The sequence below is a fragment of the Rhodococcus sp. PvP016 genome (genome assembly GCF_017832185.1).
Lineage (GTDB): Bacteria > Actinomycetota > Actinomycetes > Mycobacteriales > Mycobacteriaceae > Rhodococcoides.
The window spans coordinates 2087282-2108174 of the sequence record NZ_JAFIBH010000001.1 but is presented as its reverse complement, the minus strand read 5'-3'; the positions used below and the strand labels follow the sequence as shown (position 1 = coordinate 2108174).

Annotated in this window: 19 protein-coding genes; 12 read left to right on the top strand and 7 right to left on the bottom strand. The window is 68.7% G+C overall.

Annotated elements, in window-relative coordinates:
• Window positions 1-214: 214 nt before the first annotated feature.
• A complete protein-coding gene (locus tag JOE30_RS09840) occupies window positions 215-1423 on the top strand; it encodes a M23 family metallopeptidase (protein ID WP_239532335.1) in 1209 nt (402 codons plus the stop codon).
• Between the two features lie 79 nt (window positions 1424-1502).
• Here JOE30_RS09840 and JOE30_RS09835 read toward each other — a convergent pair whose 3' ends face one another.
• Complete coding sequence (locus JOE30_RS09835) at window positions 1503-3962, bottom strand: UvrD-helicase domain-containing protein (RefSeq protein ID WP_204866386.1); 2460 nt, start codon at window positions 3960-3962, stop codon at window positions 1503-1505.
• A gap of 298 nt (window positions 3963-4260) precedes the next feature.
• Between JOE30_RS09835 and JOE30_RS09830 the strand changes: the two genes are divergently transcribed.
• A complete protein-coding gene (locus JOE30_RS09830) occupies window positions 4261-4587 on the top strand; it encodes a chorismate mutase (RefSeq protein WP_239532334.1) in 327 nt (108 codons plus the stop codon).
• A gap of 66 nt (window positions 4588-4653) precedes the next feature.
• Here the strand turns inward: JOE30_RS09830 and JOE30_RS09825 are convergent, their stop codons facing one another.
• Entirely contained in the window at window positions 4654-6135 is a 1482-nt protein-coding gene (locus JOE30_RS09825) for an NAD-dependent succinate-semialdehyde dehydrogenase (protein WP_204866385.1), read from the bottom strand.
• Window positions 6136-6309: 174 nt separating this feature from the next.
• Here JOE30_RS09825 and pgi point away from each other — a divergent pair, with 174 nt between their 5' ends.
• The 4 genes from pgi (at window position 6310) to JOE30_RS09805 (ending at window position 10445) form a co-directional block, all read left to right on the top strand.
• Window positions 6310-7953: a glucose-6-phosphate isomerase gene (gene pgi / locus JOE30_RS09820; RefSeq protein WP_204866384.1), complete on the top strand. Its 1644-nt coding sequence runs from the start codon at window positions 6310-6312 to the stop codon at window positions 7951-7953.
• Window positions 7954-8119: 166 nt separating this feature from the next.
• On the top strand, window positions 8120-8881 hold the full coding sequence (locus tag JOE30_RS09815) for a crotonase/enoyl-CoA hydratase family protein (RefSeq protein WP_204866383.1): 762 nt from the start codon (window positions 8120-8122) through the stop codon (window positions 8879-8881).
• Entirely contained in the window at window positions 8878-10158 is a 1281-nt protein-coding gene (locus tag JOE30_RS09810) for a hypothetical protein (protein ID WP_204866381.1), read from the top strand. Before JOE30_RS09815 ends, JOE30_RS09810 begins: the two co-directional genes overlap by 4 nt.
• Window positions 10159-10199: 41 nt before the next feature.
• Window positions 10200-10445 (top strand): DUF2630 family protein, encoded by a 246-nt coding sequence (locus JOE30_RS09805; protein WP_204866379.1) that lies wholly within the window; start codon window positions 10200-10202, stop codon window positions 10443-10445.
• On the opposite strand, the gene JOE30_RS09800 is transcribed toward JOE30_RS09805, so the two are convergent.
• The gene (locus JOE30_RS09800; RefSeq protein ID WP_204866377.1) at window positions 10446-11198 is read right to left on the bottom strand and encodes an SDR family oxidoreductase; all 753 of its coding nucleotides are present in this window, start codon (window positions 11196-11198) and stop codon (window positions 10446-10448) included.
• A gap of 47 nt (window positions 11199-11245) precedes the next feature.
• Between JOE30_RS09800 and JOE30_RS09795 the strand changes: the two genes are divergently transcribed.
• A complete protein-coding gene (locus JOE30_RS09795; RefSeq protein ID WP_204866376.1) occupies window positions 11246-12685 on the top strand; it encodes an NAD(P)/FAD-dependent oxidoreductase in 1440 nt (479 codons plus the stop codon).
• Here the strand turns inward: JOE30_RS09795 and JOE30_RS09790 are convergent.
• Window positions 12682-13275: a molybdenum cofactor biosysynthesis protein gene (locus JOE30_RS09790; protein ID WP_204866375.1), complete on the bottom strand. Its 594-nt coding sequence runs from the start codon at window positions 13273-13275 to the stop codon at window positions 12682-12684. The two genes, JOE30_RS09795 and JOE30_RS09790, sit on opposite strands and share 4 nt — an antisense overlap.
• 41 nt (window positions 13276-13316) lie before the next feature.
• On the opposite strand from JOE30_RS09790, the gene JOE30_RS09785 reads away from it, so the two are divergent.
• Window positions 13317-14885: a carboxylesterase/lipase family protein gene (locus JOE30_RS09785; RefSeq protein ID WP_204866374.1), complete on the top strand. Its 1569-nt coding sequence runs from the start codon at window positions 13317-13319 to the stop codon at window positions 14883-14885.
• Between the two features lie 4 nt (window positions 14886-14889).
• Here JOE30_RS09785 and JOE30_RS09780 read toward each other — a convergent pair whose 3' ends face one another.
• Together JOE30_RS09780 and cobF are read right to left on the bottom strand one after the other, a co-directional pair.
• The gene (locus tag JOE30_RS09780; protein WP_204866373.1) at window positions 14890-15756 is read right to left on the bottom strand and encodes an Fpg/Nei family DNA glycosylase; all 867 of its coding nucleotides are present in this window, start codon (window positions 15754-15756) and stop codon (window positions 14890-14892) included.
• A gap of 20 nt (window positions 15757-15776) precedes the next feature.
• Complete coding sequence (cobF, locus tag JOE30_RS09775; RefSeq protein WP_204866372.1) at window positions 15777-16523, bottom strand: precorrin-6A synthase (deacetylating); 747 nt, start codon at window positions 16521-16523, stop codon at window positions 15777-15779.
• 23 nt (window positions 16524-16546) lie between these two features.
• On the opposite strand from cobF, the gene JOE30_RS09770 reads away from it, so the two are divergent.
• From JOE30_RS09770 to JOE30_RS09760, 3 genes are read left to right on the top strand one after another with little or no spacing between them, the layout of a single operon-like run.
• Window positions 16547-17344, top strand: a complete 798-nt coding sequence (locus JOE30_RS09770; RefSeq protein WP_204866371.1) for a thymidylate synthase — start codon at window positions 16547-16549, stop codon at window positions 17342-17344.
• Complete coding sequence (locus JOE30_RS09765; protein WP_204866370.1) at window positions 17341-17820, top strand: dihydrofolate reductase; 480 nt, start codon at window positions 17341-17343, stop codon at window positions 17818-17820. Before JOE30_RS09770 ends, JOE30_RS09765 begins: the two co-directional genes overlap by 4 nt.
• A gap of 40 nt (window positions 17821-17860) precedes the next feature.
• Entirely contained in the window at window positions 17861-18187 is a 327-nt protein-coding gene (locus JOE30_RS09760; protein ID WP_027504173.1) for a cupin domain-containing protein, read from the top strand.
• A gap of 137 nt (window positions 18188-18324) precedes the next feature.
• On the opposite strand, the gene JOE30_RS09755 is transcribed toward JOE30_RS09760, so the two are convergent.
• Entirely contained in the window at window positions 18325-19278 is a 954-nt protein-coding gene (locus tag JOE30_RS09755; protein ID WP_204866368.1) for an acyl-ACP desaturase, read from the bottom strand.
• Between the two features lie 321 nt (window positions 19279-19599).
• Here JOE30_RS09755 and JOE30_RS09750 point away from each other — a divergent pair, with 321 nt between their 5' ends.
• Window positions 19600-20841, top strand: a complete 1242-nt coding sequence (locus JOE30_RS09750; RefSeq protein WP_307806125.1) for a helix-turn-helix domain-containing protein — start codon at window positions 19600-19602, stop codon at window positions 20839-20841.
• Window positions 20842-20893: the final 52 nt, after the last annotated feature.

Sequence of the window (20893 nt, the reverse complement as noted above, 5' to 3'; positions counted from 1 at the left end):
CCGATCGTGATGCTGCCCGCCTCGATCACAGGAAGATCACCGATGTGCCTGATCGGCGTCGGGACTCCTCCTCGAGTAAACCCAGGACACCTTGTGAGCCACCTCACATATGTGACCCGAGAAGCCGTTTGGCTTGCGCCCGCCGCGACCATTTCGTTACCGTCCACGAGGTTCCACATCACGGGTAGGTCACGAAACAGGAGGACGGCAGGTCTTGCAGCACCACCGAACTCCGTTCACACGCTCACGCTTCGTCTCGGACGCCACCGACGACAGTCGGTTCGATTCCCAGCAGTACGAGGCCCAGCAGTTCGAGCACGACACCACCGTGTTCACGCCGGCGGACGGTCATCTGACCGACACCGGCCCCCTCGAAACCCTGTCGACCGATGCAGCATCGTCCCCCTGGGACCGTGCGCACGAGTCCAGCGATTACGTGGCGTCGGCGCCCGCGTACACCCCGGCCGCCGTCGGCGATGCGCCCACGCGCCGCCGCCGCTCGGTGCCGGCAACGTCGTTCCTCGTCGCCACTCCGGCCGGAGCAGCGCCGTCGATGACGTCCGCCGCCATTGCCGACGAGATGGCCGTCAAGCGCAGCGGTGCGCACCGCATCCCGGCTCCGCCGTCCGCCCTCAAGGGACGCGTCGCTGTCGTCGCCGTCGCCGCAGGTGCCGTCGTCGCCGCCGGCCAGGCTGCCATCGACAACGCGCAGCCCGCCGAGCGCACCGAGACCTCCGAGTACGCGCTGGCCGCCGGCCAGGCACCGGCAGCTGCCGCGTCCGCAGGAATCGTCGACAGCTCCACCGCCGCCGGCATCGTCGCGGACCAGCCTGCCGCGCACGTCGACTCTGTGCCCACCGCCACGTCGACCGGAGCGCCCGTCACGGCCCCCTCCACGTCCGCGGCACCGCAGATCCTCAACATCGCCGCACCGGTCGACCTGGGCCAGTTCTCGGAGCTCCTGGCGAAGGGCCAGCGCTTCAGCGAGGAGCGCGAGGCTCGCGAGGCCGCCGCACGGCGTCCCCTCTTCGCACTGCCCGCACTCGGCACCTACACCTCCGGCTTCGGCTCGCGGTGGGGCACGCTGCACGCCGGTGTCGACATCGCCAACGCCATCGGCACGCCGGTGTACGCGGTGGCCGACGGAACCGTCATCGACTCGGGCCCCGCCGCCGGCTTCGGACTGTGGGTCCGGTTGCAGCACGCCGACGGCACCATCACCGTCTACGGCCACATCGATTCGTCCGAGGTCCAGGTGGGCCAGACGGTCATGGCCGGCGACGAGATCGCCAAGATGGGCAACCGCGGCCAGTCCACCGGCCCGCACCTCCACTTCGAGGTCCACCTCACGGGCGACAACAAGATCGACCCGCTCCCCTGGTTGGCGTCCCGCGGTATCGCCCTCGGCCCCGAGCGCGACTGAGGTCCGTCACCTCCACCACACGTCGAAGCTCCGGCGCCACCGTCATGAACGGTGGCGCCGGACTTGTGTCCGTGTCCTCTTACAGCTTGGTCATCGGCACTCCGCCGATGAGCATCATCTTCACGCGACCGGACGTGCCGAAGTCGATCAGCACCATCGCACGCTGACCTGATCCCTCGGACTCGACGACGGTCCCGAGGCCGTACTTGTCGTGGCTCACGCGATCTCCCACGGCGAGTGTCAGGGTGTTGTTGGACCGGGCCTTGCCGAAGCTGGGTGCCGGCGTGGCCGACGGCGACGACCCACCGGACCATCCACCACGGGGATTCGACGTCCAGTCGCGCTGGCGCCCCGAGCCGCCACTGGAACCGAAGCCGCTGCCGACGCCGGGATCCTCTCGCTTCCAGTCGATGAGATGCTGCGGAACCTCTTGCAGGAAGCGCGATTCGGGGTTGTTGATGGGTTGCCCCCACGCAGACCGCATGATCGCGCGAGTGAGGTAGAGCCGGTGCCGCGCACGCGTGATGCCCACGTAGGCGAGGCGACGCTCCTCGGACAACTCGGCAGGATCACCGAGCGCTCGCATGTGCGGGAACTGGCCGTCCTCCCACCCGGTGACGAACACGACCGGGAACTCGAGCCCCTTGGCCGTGTGCAGCGTCATGAGCGTGACGACGCCGTCGCCGTTGTCCGGGATCTGATCGGTGTCGGCCACCAGCGAGACCCGCTCCAGAAAGGCGGCTAGCGAACCCGGCTCGGCCACACCGTCGGTGTCCTCGGGTTCCGTGGACGCGACGCCGAGGTCCGCGTTGATGTCGACCCCCACCTCGAGATCCTCGATGCCCTGGAGGTTGCGTGCGTCGGCACTGAACTCGCGGGCCACGCTGACCAGTTCGTTGAGGTTGTCGAGGCGGGCGCCGTCCTGGGGGTCCGAGCTGGCCTCGAGTTCGGCTCGATACCGCGTGCGGTCGAGCACTGCCTCGACGATGTCGCCGATGTCCGCGACGTCGTTGCCGTCGGCATCGGTCGCGTTCATGGTGGCCCGCAGCTCGCCGATCATCTCCATGAACGACGCGATGGCGTTCTGCGCGCGTGTGTTGAGCAGCGCCACGGAGCCGGCCGCGGCATCGAGGAGCGCGGCGTTGAAGCTGATGTTCTTCCGCTCGGCGTGCACGGCGACACAGGCCTCGGCGCGATCACCGATCCCGCGGCGCGGGGTGTTGAGGATGCGCCGCATGCTCACCGTGTCGTCCGGATTGGCCAGCACGCGCAGGTACGCGACCACATCGCGTACCTCCTTGCGCTCGTAGAAGCGCACGCCGCCCACCACCTTGTAGGGCAGACCGAGGCGGATGAAGATCTCCTCGAGCGCGCGCGAGGAGTTGTTGGTCCGGTAGAACACCGCGACGTCGGAATACTTGTAGTCGGTGCCGTCGACCAGCCGATCGATCTCCGACGCCACGAACTTGGCCTCGTCGTGCTCGTTGTCCGCCACGTAGCCGATGATCGGATCGCCGTCGCCGGTGTCCGTCCAGAGCCGCTTGTCTCGGCGGTTGGTGTTGCGCGAGATGACGGCGTTGGCAGCCGCCAGGATGGTCTGGGTGGACCGGTAGTTCTGCTCGAGCAGGATGGTCCGCGCATCCGGATAATCGCGCTCGAACTCCTCGATGTTGCGGATGGTCGCGCCGCGGAACGCGTAGATCGACTGGTCCGCGTCGCCCACCACGCACAGTTCGCTCGGCGGGACCGCGGCGACGTCGCCCTCTGCCGTCGATCCGGTGCCCACCAATTCGCGCACCAGCATGTACTGCGCGTGGTTGGTGTCCTGGTACTCGTCGACGAGGACGTGGCGAAAGCGCCGCCGGTAGTACTCGGCGACGTCCGGATGGCTCTGCAGCAGTGCCACCGTCTCGCCGATGAGATCGTCGAAGTCGAATGCGTTGGCCGCCCGCAGGCGCTGCTGGTAGTGGCCGTAGACCTTCGCGATGACGGCCGGCAGCTCGGCCGGCTCCTTCTCCGCATCGGCGACGGCCTGGTCCGGATCGATCAGCTCGTTCTTCAGATTGGAGATCTGCGTCGCCAGCAGACGCGACGAGAACTTCTTCGGATCGAGCTGCAGATCCTTGCCGATCATCGTGAGAAGCCGACGCGAGTCGTCCGCGTCGTAGATGGAGAAGTTCGAGTTGAGGCCGGGAAGCAGCGCCGCCTGGCTGCGAAGGATCCGCACGCAGCTCGAGTGGAACGTGCTCACCCACATGAAGTTGGCGCGCGGCCCGACCAACTGGACGACGCGCTCCCGCATCTCCGCCGCGGCCTTGTTGGTGAACGTGATCGCGAGGACCTGGCCGGGTGTGACATCTCTCTCCGCCAGGAGATACGCGATGCGACGAGTCAGCACGGCGGTCTTGCCCGAACCGGCACCCGCCACGATGAGCAGTGGTCCCCCCGAGTGCATCACTGCCTCGCGCTGCTGGGGATTGAGGCCCTCGAGGAGCTGGTCCGAGGACCTGGTGGCACGTGCGGGTGACTGTGTGTTCATCGTCCGTCCAGATTACCGGCGGACACCGACACCGACACCATCACTCGGGCCGTGGGCGCCGAATCCCTGTTGTGACACACGCACGCGGACGACGGAACCGAACGACGCCGTTCGGCTACTTCTTTACGCCGAGTGCGGGCCGGGCATACTCTTGCTCGGGCCCGGACTCGCGGACGGCATGACGCCGACCGCATCCGATTCCCTGACCAGGCATTTCGTGGCGTCCTCGAGAATTCTTGGAATCTACGTAACAGAACGTGAGAGCAGAGCGACACACGTTCTGACACGAGGAGTTGATATGAGCACAGCGATTCACACCACCGCAGCATCGGCGTCGTCCGAGTCGAAAGATCACGCCGACGACGCGAACCTGCCGACGTCCGAAGCCGAGATCGACGAGCTCCGCAAGGAGATCGACCGACTCGATGCCGAGATCCTCGCCGCCGTGAAGCGCCGCTCCGAGGTGTCCCGCACCATCGGCCAGACGCGGATGGCACAGGGCGGACCCCGCCTCGTCCACAGCCGCGAGATGAAGGTCCTCCAGCGCTTCAGCGACCTCGGCCAGGAAGGTCACACGCTGGCCATGCTCCTGCTCCGCCTGGGCCGCGGCCGCCTCGGACACTGAGTCCACAGCTCGACCTGCTCGACCGGGAACCGCCCACGCGACGGGCGGTTCCCGCGCCTCACCGCATCACTGCAGGGCGATGTACTTGGTCTCGAGGTACTCCTCGATCCCCTCGCTTCCGCCCTCGCGACCGAATCCCGACGCCTTGATCCCACCGAACGGTGCGGCCGCGTCGGAGATCACCCCGCGATTGACACCCACCATGCCGGTCTCCACGGCCTCCGCCACGCGCAGCGCCCGATCCAGGTCCCGCGTGAAGATGTACGCAGCCAGGCCGAACTCGGTGTCGTTCGCCGCGGCGATCCCGTCCTCCTCGGTCTCGAAGCCGCGCACCGCGAGCACCGGTCCGAAGACCTCTTCGCTCAGGATTCGTGCGTCACCGGGAACGTCGGTCAGCACGGTGGCGGGGTAGAACCAGCCCGGCCCCTCCTCCGCAGTGCCGCCGAGTGCGACGGTCGCGCCCTTGGACGCCGCGTCGTCGACGAGTTCGGCCACCGTGTCGCGCTGCTCCTCGTTGATCAGCGGCCCGAGCTTCGTGTCCGGATCACTGCCCCGCCCGACCGTCATGGTGCGCATCTTCTCGGTCACCTTGGCGACGAACTCGTCCTTGACCGAGTTCTGCACGTGGAACCGATTGGCGGCCGTGCAGGCCTCGCCACCGTTGCGCATCTTGGCGAGCATCGCGCCCTCGACGGCAGCGTCGATGTCCGCATCGTCGAACACGACGAAGGGCGCGTTGCCGCCCAGCTCCATCGATGTCCGCAGGAGATTCTTCGACGACTTCTCCACGAGCATCCGTCCCACCTCGGTGGAGCCGGTGAAGGTCAGCTTGCGCAGTCGCGGATCGTCGATCAGCGGTCCGGTGACGGCGCTGGACTTCGACGTCGGCAGCACCGACAGCACGCCCTCGGGCAGCCCTGCCTCGGAGATGAGCTTCGCCAGGTAGAGCATCGTCAGCGGAGTCTCCGAGGCGGGCTTGACCAGGATCGTGCATCCCGCCGCGAGGGCAGGCCCGATCTTGCGGGTGCCCATCGCCAGCGGAAAGTTCCACGGCGTGATGGCCAGCACCGGGCCGACGGGCTGCTTGGTCACCAGGATCCGGCCGTTGCCCGCGGGCGCCGGCGTGTACCGCCCCGCGATGCGGACCGCCTCCTCGGAGAACCAGCGGAAGAACTCTCCGCCGTACTTCACCTCGGCCTGGCTCTCGGCGAAGGCCTTGCCCATCTCCAGCGTCATGAGCAACGCGATGTCGTCTGCGTGCTCGGTGATCGACTCGAAGACCGCCCGCAGGATCTCACCGCGCTGTCGCGCCGGGGTGGCGGCCCAGGACTTCTGCACCGCGACGGCCTCGTCGAGAGCGCGGGCGGCATCGGCGGGACTCGCGTCCGCGACCTCGGTGAGCACCTCCCCCGTCGAGGGATCCCGAACCGGGAACGTGGCGCCGTTCTCCGCGTCGACCTGCTTGCCCCCGATCCACAACTTCGTGGGGACGGACGCGATCAGGTCCTTCTCCCGGGTCGTCGCTGCACTGCTCGTTCCTTCACTCACGTCTCTCGCACTCCTCGTCGCTGCTCGCCGGGTCGCCCGGCTGTATCGACTGTCTACCCCGTGGGGCCGGACTCGTCACGCACTCCCGCACGGCGATCGCATGTCAGCGGGCAGGCCGGAGGCCGGTCGGCATGTCTGAGCGGCTCGGGTGCCCAGCGATTAGGGTCAGGGCTCATGAGCGCCGACATCACGAGCACCGAAGCCTGGACCGAGCTCGTCTCGCATCACGAGGCGGTGGCCGATCGCCATCTCCGTGACTTCTTCGCCGACGATCCGTCGCGCGGGAGCGAGCTGACCGTCACCGCGGGCGACCTGTACATCGATTACAGCAAGCACCGGGTCGAGCGGCAGACCCTCGAACTGCTGCTCGATCTCGCACGGGCAGCGGACGTGACCGGGCGTCGGGACGCCATGTTCGCGGGCGAGCACATCAACACCTCGGAGAACCGAGCCGTGCTGCACACCGCGCTGCGGCTGCCGTCGGACGCGTCACTCGAGGTCGACGGCCAGGACGTGGTGGCCGACGTGCACGAAGTCCTCACGCGGATGGGCGATTTCAGCGATCGAGTGCGATCCGGCGAGTGGACCGGCGCCACCGGTGAGCGGATCCGCACCGTCGTCAACATCGGGATCGGCGGCTCCGACCTGGGCCCGGTGATGGTCTACCAGGCTCTGCGGCACTACGCGGACGCCGGCATCTCGGCGCGCTTCGTCTCCAACGTCGACCCGGCCGATCTCGTCGGCACGCTCGCCGACCTGGACCCGGCGTCGACGCTGTTCATCGTCGCCTCCAAGACCTTCGGCACACTCGAGACGCTGACCAACGCCACGGCCGCCCGGCGTTGGCTCACGGCCGCACTGGGTGACGACGCCGTCGCCCAGCACTTCGTCGCGGTGTCCACCAACGCGGAGAAGGTGTCGGACTTCGGCATCGACACCGCGAACATGTTCGGCTTCTGGGACTGGGTCGGCGGCCGCTACTCGGTCGATTCCGCCATCGGCCTGTCGGTGATGCTCGCCGTCGGCCGCGAGGCGTTCGCGGACTTCCTCGAGGGCTTCCACGTGATCGACCAGCACTTCCGCGAGGCGCCGCTCGAGTCCAACGCGCCGATCCTGCTGGGCACGCTGGGAGTCTGGTACTCCAGCTTCTTCGGCGCACAGTCCCGCGCGGTGCTGCCGTACTCGAACGATCTGAACCGGTTCGCCGCCTACCTGCAGCAGCTCACCATGGAGTCGAACGGCAAGTCGGTCCGGGCCGACGGAACGCCCGTCACGACGGACACCGGCGAGATCTTCTGGGGCGAGCCCGGAACCAACGGCCAGCACGCCTTCTACCAATTGCTGCACCAGGGAACCCGACTCGTGCCGGCGGACTTCATCGGCTTCGCCGAACCGACGGACGATCTCCCCACCGCGGACGGCACGGGCAGCATGCACGATCTGCTCATGAGCAACTACTTCGCTCAGACGAAGGTGCTGGCCTTCGGCAAGACGGCGGAGGAGATCGCCGCCGAAGGCACGGACGCGGACATCGTGCCGCACAAGGTGATGCCGGGCAACCGACCGTCGACGTCGATCCTCGCGCCGAAACTCACGCCGTCGGTGGTGGGCCAGCTCATCGCCCTCTACGAGCATCAGGTCTTCGTCGAGGGCGTCATCTTCGGCATCGACTCGTTCGACCAGTGGGGAGTCGAGCTGGGCAAGACCCAGGCGCAGGAGCTGACGCCGGTGCTGACCGATGCGGACGGCCCGGGCACGGACCTCGATTCGTCGACGAGTGCGCTGATCGACTGGTACCGCAGCGAACGCGGACGCTGACGTACAGCGAGACCGCGCCGGTCCGTCGGGTCGGGGGTCTGACGGACCGGCACGGTCTCACACACCATGTCGCCGCCACCCGTCCGGGCGTTACACATCGGGCCAACTTTCTCCGGCGCCCTCGTGAACAACCACAACCGAGCGTGGGCAGCGGTACGGTCGGACCATGAACGTGCGGATCGAACGCCGAGGTCCGGTGGTCACGGTGATCCTCCACCGACCCGAGGCACGCAATGCTGTGGACGGTCCGACGGCGGCCGCTCTGGTGGAGGCCTTCGAGGAGTTCGACGCGGATCCGACGGCATCGGTCGCGGTGCTGTGGGGAGACGGCGGAACCTTCTGCGCCGGTGCCGACCTCAAGGCACTGGGCACCGATCGCTCGAACGTGGCGACCGAGCACGGTGACGGACCGATGGGGCCCACCCGTATGGAACTGTCCAAGCCCGTCATCGCCGCGGTGTCCGGCCACGCGGTCGCCGGCGGTCTCGAGCTCGCTCTGTGGTGCGACCTGCGCGTCGCCGACGACGACGCCGTGTTCGGTGTGTTCTGTCGGCGCTGGGGTGTGCCGCTGATCGACGGCGGAACGGTGCGATTGCCACGGGCGATCGGTACGTCGCGGGCGATGGACATGATCCTCACCGGGCGCGCCGTCGACGCGCAGGAGGCGCTGACGTTCGGACTCGCCAACCGGGTGGTTCCCACGGGCACCTGCCGCGCTGCCGCGGAGGATCTCGCCGCGTCCCTGGCCGAGTTCCCGCAGGCGTGCCTGCGCGGGGACCGCCTGTCGGCGCTCGAGCAGGAGGGCCTGGACCATCGCGCGGCGATGGCGAACGAGTTCCGGCACGGTGCCACCTCGCTCGTCGACGCGTTCGACGGTGCGCAGAAGTTCGCGTCCGGCGCCGGACGACACGGAGCACCGCTCGAGTGACTCGCCTCTCCGTCGTCGACGAGATCTTTCTCCGCACACATCGAGGCTTCGGCATACCCGTTGCGATGCAGGGTGTCTGGGTCACCGAGGAACCCATCACCCGAGACGCACTCGACCTGATCGACGCTCGGCTCGCCGAGGGACGTCTGGGTGTGCGGATCGTCAGTTCGCGTCTGCCCGGCGCGCGTCGACGCTGGGTCCGGGCATCGGGGCGCCCCGGCGTCCGGTGGACGGAGCCGACCGACGACCCGGTCCGCTGGGCCGAGTCGTGCGCCGACGTCTCGCTCGATCCCGAGTACGGACCGGGCTGGCGACTGACGGCGGCGCCCTGCGGGAACGGAACCACCGTCTCGTTGGTGTGCTCCCACGTCATCGCCGACGCGCGCGGACTCATCGACGCGGCAGCGGCGGCGCTGTCCGGCGTCCCGGACCCGATCGCCCCGGACGACGACACCACCGACACCGCCGATGCACTGGCGACACTGTCGACCGTCGTCGGCCGCACCGCCGTGGCCGTCTCCGCGCTCGCCGTCAGTCGCGCCCGTCGCGCCGAACTGATGAAGTACCTGCAGGCGTCGAGGACCGGAACTCCTGCGCCGGACCGTCCCCTCGCGTGGGAAGTCCTGTCCGTGAGCACCGATGTCGATGCGACGCAGTGGGATCGGGTCGCCGCCGAGGGAGCGGGTACTCCGAACGTGGTGTTCCTGTCCGTCGTCGCGGCCGTCGTCGCGACGCTGCGATGTTCGACAACATCCGGCGACACCGACGGGTCGGTCCTGCTCGGCGTCCCGATGAAGGTCGAGGCCGGCGGTGCCAACGCGATCTCGGTGACGGCGGTCCGCATCACGGAATCCGACTCACTGGCCGACATCCGACGACGCGCGAAGACGGCGTACCGAAGCCCGCTGACCGGTCCCGCGGGCTTCCCCGACGAGTTGCTGCACGTGGTCCCCGAACGCGCCGCCGCGCTCCTCGCACCGTCGACGGGACGGCGAGATGCCCTGTGTTCCAACATCGGTCCGCTTCCCGAGGCGGTGCGCACCATCGGCGGTCACCCCGCGGTACGCGTCGCCGCGCGGGCGATCCACCCGGGACTGCGCCACGAGCAGTCCGCCGCGTCGCCGACCATCCTGTCGGCCTATCTCTGTCGCCACGATCACGCCTACACGCTGTCGGTGGTGGTCACCGATCCTGCGGAGGCGCACTCGGTGGAGCAGGTTCGCGACGCGATCGCGACGGCACTCGGTCATCACCACCTCACACCCGACTTCTGGTGAGTACGGTGAACACCACCGACTCCAGAGAGGTGACTGCGTTCATGAGTGAGACCGACATCTACGCGAAGATCAAGGACCTGGTCGACACCGAGCACGAGTTGCGTTCGCGCACCGAGGCGGGCGAGCTCGATCCCAGCGAGGAGCGGGCGCAGCTCGACAAGCTCGAGAAGGCCCTCGACCAGTGCTGGGACCTGCTGCGTCAGCGGCGCGCCAAGAAGGACGCCGGACTCTCCCCCGACGATGCCGAGGCGCAGCCCGTCTCACAGGTCGAGAACTACCTGCAGTAGCTAGACGAGCCCGTCCGTGACGCGACGAGGGAGCGCGCGCAACACGACGTCGATCGCCTTCCAGGTGAGACCCGGCAGCGCGGAGCGCGTGACCTCCTTCTCGATGGCCTCGACCATGGCCGAGACGCCGTCGTCGAGTGACGACATCAGCCGGCCGGCGTCTCCGGCGCGGGAGGACATGTCGGTGGCGACGTACCCGGGCAGCACGGTGGTGACTGCGATGGGTGTGCGGCGGAGTTCGGCGACCAGCGCTTCGCCGAGTGCCGAGACTCCCGCCTTCGACGCGGAGTACACGGCCTTGGATCCGGGTAGTCCGCGATCGGCACTCACCGACGACACGAGGACGAGGTGACCGGCATTCTGCTCACGGAACACCGCCAGCGCTGCCTCGACCTGGGACACCACTCCGACGAAGTTGGTGCGTGCGGTCTCGAGGTTGACGCCCGCGCGGCCGGTGCCGAGTCTCGCGCCCTTGCCGAGACCGGCGTTCACGATCATGCGATCCAGTCCGCCGAGAGAGTCGCGCAGCGCCTCGACACCGGCGACGACCGACTCGTGATCCGTCACGTCCATCGCGGCGACCGCCACGGTGATGTCCGGATGCCGGGCGGTGAGCTCGGCGCGCAGAGCCTCGAGCCGGTCCACCCGCCGGGCACACAGCCCCACGTCGCGGCCCATCGCCGCGAACCGCCGCGCCATCTCCTCGCCCAGACCCGAACTGGCCCCGGTGATCACGATCTTCTGTCTCCCCATCGGGCACACACTAGCCACCACGACCAACTCAGAACTCTGGAGGATCAGTGAGCGACAGCAGCACCGACGAGTACGACGTCATCGTGATCGGCGGAGGACCCGTCGGCGAGAACGCGGCGCAGTACGCGATCGCGGGCAGTGATCGCACCGCCGCCATCGTCGAGCACGAACTGGTGGGCGGTGAATGCTCGTACTGGGCCTGCATGCCCAGCAAGGCGCTGCTCCTGCCCGCCTCCGTGCTGAACCAGGCCCGCGCGATGCCGGGGGTTCGCGAGATCGTCGGCGACGCGCGTCTCGACGTCGACGCGGTGCTCGCGCGCCGCGAGAGCTACACGCACGGGCTGGACGACTCCTCCCAGGTCGAGTGGGCCGAGGGCGCGAACATCCACGTCGTGCGCGGTCACGGCCGGGTGTCCGGGGAGCGCGAGGTGACAGTGGGCGATCGGGTTCTGCGCGCTCGGCACGCAGTGGTCCTCGCGACCGGCACCACGGCCACGGTGCCGCCGATTCCCGGACTGCGCGAAGCACTTCCGTGGACGTCCCGCGATTCGACCAACCTGCACGAGGTGCCGGAGCGGATCATCCTGATCGGTGGGGGCGTCGTCGCCTGCGAGTCGGCGACATGGTTGCTGGCCCTCGGCGCGGAGGTCACGATGGTCGTGCGCGGAACCTCGCTGCTGGCCGGATCGGAGCCGTTCGCCGGGGCCGCGGTGGCCGACGCGCTGACCGCCGCGGGTGCGCGCATCCTGTTCGAGTCGCAGGTCGCCACGGTGTCGCGACCCGACGCGCAGGACACCGGGTACGGCCACCTTCACGGCGGTCCCGCCTCGGTGACGATCGGCGACGACACACTCGAGGTCGACGAGATCCTGGTCGCCGCAGGCCGACGGCCGGCCACCAGGGACCTGGGACTCGACGCGGTGGGCCTGCCCACCGGGGACTCGATCGCCGTCGACGACCATCTGACGGCGAAGGACGAGTGGCTCTACGCGGTGGGCGACGTCAACGGTCGCGCCCTTCTCACCCACATGGGCAAGTACCAGGGACGCGTGTGCGGCGACGTCATCGCCGCGCGCGCCGAGGGGCGACCGATCGACGGCAGCAGGTTCCGCGCGAGCGCCGACCACGGCCAGGTGCCCCAGGTCGTCTTCACCACCCCCGAGGTGGCGTCGGTGGGTCTCACCGAGAAGAAGGCGCGGGACGCCGGTCTGCCGGTGCGGGTGGTCGAGATGGACATCGCCGTCGCGGGAAGCTCGCTGCGCCAGGACGACTTCGCCGGACACGCGTCGATGGTGATCGACACGTCGAGCGACGTGATCGTCGGATTCACGCTGGTCGGCCAGGGTGTCGCGGAACTCCTGCACGCCGCCACCATCGCGGTGGTGGGTCGCGTCCCGCTGGAGACGCTGTGGCACGCGGTCCCGTCGTACCCGACGATGAGCGAGGTATGGTTGCGCCTGCTCGAGGCCGCTCGCGACGGAAGCTAACCGCGCGGCAGCGGCTGGGCGCGCCGCACGGACAGTGCTGCGCGCGCGGGGTCGAGTGGGACCGGGGAGATCACGACGCCGTGTCCGACTCGGAGCGTGCCCGAGCTGATCGGCGCGGTCCGCAGACCACCGCGTCCGATCAATGCCTTGCGGGTGCCGTCCACCACCATGCTGTCCATCCACGCGCACGGGTGCGCGGGGCGCCCCCCACGCAGGAGCACCGGGCCGTCACCGGTGTCGACGACGAAGTCCTCGCCTCGGAGCGGGTCGAGCTCGAGACCACGCACGACGATGTTGCGACGGGCCACGCTCACGTCGCCGTCCCACGGTTCGTCGTCCGGGTGCAGGGCGTTCGCCTCGGCGACCGCCGTCTCCCACGCCTCGACGGCCAGGAACGTGATGGCCGCCTCGGTGTGGGCCTTCACGCCGAAGAACCGGTCGCCCCGGATGCCCTTCCCGGTCACCACCTCGACGGACGAGGGCAGCTGCGTGCGCACGTCGGCGGCGGGCCCGTCCTTGCTACGGCCGAAGTAGGCATGTGACGGAGACACGAGAAGCTGCACGATCTCGATGGGACAGGTGAACGTCATACCCCGAGTGTGCTCACTCGGCTCTCCGTATAGTCGGCCGGATGGGGCAGGGAGATTTTTCGACAGAGATCACCACGAGCGAGGGGCAGGTCCGCGGATTCGTCGCGCGCGGTATCGCGCAGTGGCGGGGCATCCCGTACGCGCAGCCGCCGGTCGGACCGCTGCGGTTGCGCGCACCGCAGCCGCCGACGGCGTGGGAGGGTGTCCGGGACGCCACCCGCTGGGGTGACGCGGCGGTCCAGGACTCGGGCCGCTCCCCCATCGGTCCCATCAAGGGACAGGGCACCAGCGAGGACTGCCTGACGCTGAACGTCAGCGCGCCGGCCACCCCGTCCACCGGCCCCCGCCCCGTCATGGTGTTCATCCACGGCGGCGCCTACACGCTGGGAACGTCGGCCACCTCCATGTACTCGGGCACGTCGCTGGTCCGCCGGGGCGACATCGTCTACGTCTCGCTCAACTACCGACTCGGCGCCCTCGGGTACCTCGACTTCCGACAGTTCTCGACGCCCGACCGGACCTTCGACAGCAATCTCGGGCTGCGGGACCAGGTCGCCGCGCTGCAGTGGGTCCAGCGCAACATCGCCGCGTTCGGCGGCGATCCGGACAACGTCACCATCTTCGGTGAATCGGCCGGCGGCAACGCCGTCACCACGTTGACGACCGTGCCCGCCACGAAGGGCCTCTTCCACAAGGCCATCTCGCAGAGCTCGGCGCCGGGCATGGTCGCCACGTCCGACCGCAGCGAGAAGTGGGGACGCGACTTCGTCGAGCTGCTCGGTGCCACTCCGGACACCGCCGCGGACGCGCTCGCGGGCGCCGACGTGGCCGATCTGCTGAAAGCTGCTCACCGGCTGGGTTCGAAGAGCCTGAAGGAGACTCCCGGGCTCATTCCGTTCGGGCCCAGCGTCGACGGGGACTACGTGCCGGAAGCGCCGCTCGAGGCGTACCGATCCGGCCGCGCGCACCCGGTGCCGATGATCATCGGCAGCAACGAGCACGAGGGCACCCTGTTCCCCAAATGGCTCGACGCCCTTCCCACTAATGTCGAGCGCATCGACCGCCTCTTCGCGAACACCGACCCGTCGGCCAAGGATCGCATTCTCGCCCAGTACCCCGGGTACCCGAAAGGCCTGTCCGCCATCGATTTCGGCGGCGACATCACCTTCTGGCGCCCGTCACTCGAGATCGCGGACGCACACACCGATCACGCGCCCACCTACGTGTACCGCTACGACTACTCGCCGCGGTTGTTCGACCTGCTGAAGCTGTACTCGACGCACGGTTCCGAACTGTTCGCCGTGTTCGGCGTCTACCGCGCCCGCGTCGGCAAGTTGTTCGCGCTCCTGGGCGACTGGGGCAGCTCGGTGGCCGTCACCGACGAGGTGCAGAAGCAGTGGCTCGCCTTCGCGAGAACGGGTGCGCCCGAAGCGGACTGGACCCGCTACGAGGTGCCCGGGCGCGCCACTCGGATCTTCGACAGCGCGACGCGGATGGAGAACGATCCGCTCGGATCCCGCCGCGCCGCGTGGGAGGGCTTCAGCGGCTACGACACACCGACCGGATCCTCGGCCGGAACGGAGAACGAGTCGTCGCAGGACTTCCGCTGATCGGCTACTTCACGAGACGGGACAGACGGCGGTCGGCGAGAATCCGGCCGCCGGTCTGGCACGTGGGGCAGTACTGGAACGACCGGTCGACGTAGGACACCTCGCGCACGGTGTCGCCGCAGACGGGGCAGGGCATGCCCGTCCGCGCGTGCACCCGCATACCGGACCGCTTCTCGCCCTTGAGCCGTGCCGCGTCCTGACCCTCGGACCGCGCGACGGCGTCGAGCAGGACCGAGCGCATCGTGGTCCACAGCAGGGTCACCGACTCGGGGGTGAGCGAGGCGGTGGTGGCGAACGGCGAGAGCTTCGCGGTGTGCAGGATCTCGTCGCTGTAGGCGTTGCCGATTCCGGCGAGCAGTTGCTGATCCACCAGCGCGGTCTTGAGCCGAGAACTCTTGCGGGCGAGCAGTTCCGCGAATTCCGGCTCCGTCACCGCGAGAGCGTCCGGGCCCAGGCGGGCGATGCCGGGCACCTCCTGCGGATCCCGCACGACCCACACCGCGAGCCGCTTGCGCGTCCCCGCCTCGGTGAGGTCGAACGCGGGCGTGAGCCCCTCGGGCGTGAAGAGATGCACGCGGAGTGCGAGCGGCCCCTTGCCCGGCTTGGGCGGCGCCGACGACGGTGTGTCGGCCCAGCGCAGCCAGCCGCCGCGGGAGAGGTGAGTGATCAGCCAGAGCCCGCCGGCCTCGATGCCGAGGTGCTTGCCGAATCGGGCGGCCGCGGTGATGTCCTTGCCCTGCAGATCGGTGACCGGCGGGTCGAACGTTTTCAGCACACTCAGGGCGGCGACGTCGATACGTCCGATCACCGCTCCCAGCGCATGCTCACGCAGGAAGCCCGCGAGAGCCTCGACCTCGGGTAATTCCGGCACACCTCGACCCTAATCGGAAGTCACGGTCGATGGACCAGATAGGTGTCCATCACCCAGCCGGCCTCGGCCCGCAGAGCCGCCCGGCGCGCGACGATCTCGTCGCCGATGTCGTCGACAGGGCCGGCCAGGGTCACCTCGCCGGGCGTGCCCAGGTTCGCACCCCACCACACGTGCCACCCGGGCAGTGACCGGAAGCTGCAGTCCGAGTCGAGCATCACCACGGCCGCCGTGACGCCGTCGGGCAGACCCTCGTCGCGAAGCCGACGCCCGGTGGTGGTGAGCACAGGCTCCCCCACTCGGTTCATCACGATGCGGTGCGCGGCCGCGAGTGCCGACGGACTGGTGACACCCGGGATCACCGAGACCTCGAACGGGCTGTGCAGCACCGCGCGCACCCGCTCCACCACGCGCAACGTGCTGTCGTAGAGCGACGGGTCGCCCCACACCAGCATCGCGCCGACCGACTCGGACGGCTCCGCGTCCACGAGATCGGCGAGCATCCGGGCGCGGAGGTCGTGCCAGGTGTCGACGGCGTCGTCGTAGTCCGACGGCGCACGGTCGCGCGGCGGATCGGTGAACTCGACCACGCGATGGTCTGTCGGCACGTGCTCGCGCAGGATGCGGGTGCGGACGTCGACCAGCTCCTGCTTCTGCGCGCCCTTGTCGATGACGAAGAAGACATCGACGGTGTTCATCGCCTTGATCGCCGCGACGGTCACCTGGTCGGGATCCCCCGCGCCGATACCGATCACGTGCATGGTCCTCATGGGCCTGAGCCTAAGGTGTAGCCATGGTCGCGACGCCCTACGAGGATCTGCTCCGCCGCGTGCTCGCGGAGGGCACGCCCAAGTCCGACCGCACCGGGACCGGCACCACCAGCCTGTTCGGCCACCAGATGCGGTTCGATCTGTCCGATGGGTTCCCGCTGGTGACCACCAAGCGCGTGCATCTCAAGTCGATCGTGCACGAGTTGCTGTGGTTCCTGCGGGGCGAGTCCAACGTCGCCTACCTGCGCGAGAACGGCGTCACCATCTGGGACGAGTGGGCCGACGAGAAGGGCGACCTGGGGCCGGTCTACGGAGTGCAGTGGCGCTCGTGGCCCACGCCGTCGGGCGACCACATCGACCAGATCTCGCAGGTGATCGACACCATCCGCCGCGACCCCGATTCCCGACGCATGATCGTCTCGGCCTGGAACGTCGCGGAGATCCCCGACATGGCCCTGGCTCCGTGCCACGCCTTCTTCCAGTTCTACGTCGCCGACGGAAAGCTGTCGTGCCAGCTGTACCAGCGCAGCGCCGACATGTTCCTCGGCGTGCCGTTCAACATCGCGAGCTACGCCCTGCTCACGCACATGGTCGCCGCGCAGACCGGTCTCGAGGTGGGCGACTTCGTGTGGACCGGCGGCGATTGCCACATCTACGACAATCACGTCGACCAGGTGCGCGAACAGTTGACGCGAGACGCGTTCCCCGCCCCCACGCTGCGGCTCGCCCCGCGTGACTCGATCTTCGACTACGCGTTCGACGACATCGAGATCGTCGACTACCAGCACCATCCGGCGATCAAGGCGCCCGTCGCGGTATGACGATCGGGTTGGTGTGGGCGCAGGCGCACGGCGGCGTCATCGGCAAGGACGGCACGATCCCGTGGCGGGTGCCCGAGGACATGGCGCACTTCCGGGAGGTCACGGGAACGAGCCGTGTCGTCATGGGACGGCGCACCTGGGACTCGTTGCCCACACGGTTCCGCCCTCTGCCGGGCCGGACGAACATCGTGCTCAGCCGTGACGCGTCCTGGTCCGCGGAGGGTGCCGCACGTGCCGCCACGATGGACGAGGCGCTGCTCGGCGGCCACGACACGTGGATCATCGGTGGCGCGGAAATCTACCGGCTCGCCCTGCCGCACGCCGATGTCGTCGAGATGACCGAGATCGATCTGGACGTCCCCGGCGGTGACACGGTGGCCCCCGAGGTACCGGCATCGTTCACGCGGACCGAGGGTGCCTGGCAGACGAGCAGCGCATCCGATGTTCGCTATCGATTCGTGCGCTTCACGCGCTGATTCGCCGCGCCGGGGGCCGGTGAGCGGGACAATACGACGCATGGACAAGAAATCGCTGACCGCGCTCGCTCGGCAACAGCTGAAACTGGCGAAGACCGCGTCCAGCGGACGGAGTTCGCACACCGTCTACGGCGGACATCAGCGCAGCCTGCGGCAGACCGTCGTCGGCCTGGCCGCGGGCAACTCGCTGGCCGAGCACGATCTGAACGGGGAGTCCACGGTCCTGGTCCTCAGCGGCCAGTTGCAACTGGTGAGCGGTGAGCGATCCTGGAAAGGTTCCGCGGGCGATCTCCTCGTCGTCCCCGACGCCCGCCACAGTGTGGAGGCCGTCGAGGACGTCGCGTTCCTGCTGACCGTCGCGATGTAGGACGGGCAGGCCGGAGGCCGGTCGGTTGGAGGCGGGCAGGCCGGAGGCCGGTCGGTTGGAGGCGGGCAGGCCGGAGGCCGGTCGGTTGGAGGCGGGCAGGCCGGAGGCCGGTCGATCGAAGACGGTCGTTGGATCGGTCAGACGGCGATGGCTTCGCCGCGCTCGCGGTCGCGGGCCAGCGCTCGGTCGCGCGACTCCTCGAAGCGCACCGCCTGCTTCTCGAGGTCGGCCAGGTAGTCGGCCACCATCTCGCGCAGCTTCTCGCCCTCGGGTCCGAAGTCGGTGCGCTCGAAGATGTCCCACTTGCGCAGCACCGGCATGATGACCTCGTCGAGGTGCTGGCGCAGGTCGTAGATGCCGTACTTCGCGATGAGGACGGCGTTGCGACGGAAGTCCGGCTGGTTGAGCCCGGGCATCTGGAAGTTCATGACGACGTCGGCGATCGCCTTCATCGTCTGGTCCGGCGCCAGCTCGATGGCCGCCGAGCACATGTTGCGGTAGAAGATCATGTGCAGGTTCTCGTCGGCCGCGATGCGGGCGAGCAGTGCGTCGGCGATCGGATCGTTGCAGGCCCTGCCGGTGTTGCGGTGCGACACCCGGGTGGCCAGCTCCTGGAACGTCACGTAGGCGACGCCGTGCAGCAGGTTGGCGCCCTCCATAGGCGAGTCGATGCCCACCGTCATGTGCTCCATCCGTGCCTGCTCGAGCGCGACGGGATCGACACTCCGGGTGACGACGAGGTAGTCGCGCATCGCGATGCCGTGGCGGTTCTCCTCCGCGGTCCAGCGGCCGACCCAGGTTCCCCAGGCCCCGTCCATCGAAAAGTTCTCGGCGAGTCCGCGGTGGTAGGAGGGCAGGTTGTCCTCGGTCAGCAGGTTGGTGACCATGGCCGCCTTGGCGACCTTGGACAGCGACGACTGCTCCGGCGACCAGTCCTGGCCGCCCAGCATCGCGAAGTTCTTGCCGTCGCTCCACGGGATGTAGTCGTGGGGGTTCCACGGCTTCGCCAGCGTCAGATGGCGTTCGAGATTGGTTTCCGCTACCGGCTGCAGTTCGCGCAGCAGCTCGATCTGTGACAGCACCTGTGGCATGAGATTCCCCCGTGACGCGTCGTGTTCCGTCGACCTGGCCGGCCGACGAGAGCTGACGCTAGGGCGGGTCCGATCGCGCCACCGCCGCCTTGCGTCGATGTTGGGACGAGTCGCAGGACGGTCCGATTCCGCCTGGCTCGGGTCACAGCGCCGTGAGAAAACGCGGGACGAAACTACACATATGAACTTTTATTGCCCTACAATCTGAACTTGCGCCCCGTTTTTGTGCGACTGACGAGCCAGTCGACCGTCGACGTGGAGGGAAACCGCCACATGACACGGAGTGGATGTACGGCTCGCCGACCGGAAGGAACTAGTTACGTGAGTGTCGAGAACACGCAGTCGTCCCAGGCGGCTGCGGTGGAGAAGAGCACCACCGGACTCATGGTGGCAGGCCGTACCGGCGTGCCGCCACGTGACCTCGAGAACGTCGCTCGTCGGACGGTGGGTCAGCCGGCCGCGGCCACCCGCACGTCGACACTCGGCGCGACCCTTCGGGCGGACGTCACGGAACTGACGGTGTCCTGCCTGTCGATGGCCGTCGGCGTCGGCGACGCACCGACCACCTCGGACGAGGACATCGCCGAGCTCGGTGGCCGCGCGGCGCAGTGGGCCCGTGAGGGTGTTCCGCTCCGCGCCGTTCTCGGCGTCTATCACGAGGGCATCCAGATCGGCTGGGACCTGGTGTCCGAGCGCGCGACGGGCAACCTCAAGGCTGTCGCGAAGGCGTTCGTCGCCCTGTCGGAGCGCATCTCGACGGCCGCGTCGGCCAGCTACGTCGACGAACTGCAGGCCGTCGCGAGTGAGCACCACACCGCGGCGCACACCGTCGTCACCGCACTGCTCAGTGGCCACAACGCGCGTTCGGTGGCCCGCCAGTCGGGCATCGAGCTCGCCGACTCGTTCACGGTGCTGGCCGTCTCCATCGCCGCGCACCCCGACGAGTCCAACCCCGCCCTGCCCCGCGCGGTCACCGCCCGTCGCAAGCTGCGCCGCGTGCAGGCCGAGCTGGCCCTCGTGTGCGATCGCTCTCCGCTGTCGATGCTGTCCGCCGAGGGTGGCACCATCCTCGTTCCCGGCGAGCGCGACGACGAATGGGTCGCCACTCTCGTGCAGCGCATGTCCGTCGCCGCCGAGACCGCGGTCACCGCCACCGTCGCCACCAGTTCCGTCAACGACGTGCCGGCCGCCTCGGATCAGGTGCACGAGCTCCTCGACCTCGCCCAGCAGCTTCGTCGGCCCGCCGGTGTCTACCGCATGACCGACCTGGTTCTCGAGTACCAGCTCACCCGCCCCGGCCCCGGCCGGGCGTACCTCTCGCGCGTTCTCGTCCCGTTGGACAACTCGCCCGAGCTGCTCGAGACCCTCGAGATCCACATCAACCACGACCTCAACCGTCAGCGGTCGGCGCGTCAGCTGCACCTGCACACCAACACGGTCGACTACCGCCTCAAGCGGATCGCGCACCTCACGGGGTTCGATCCCACGCGCCCGTCCGGAATGCGACACCTGCAGGCCGCACTGGTGGCACGCAAGCTGGAAGCCATCTCGCCCAGCGCCTGACAGACATGTCGACCCGGTAGAGTGCTGAGCGTCAGCCCGGCTCTCACCGGGT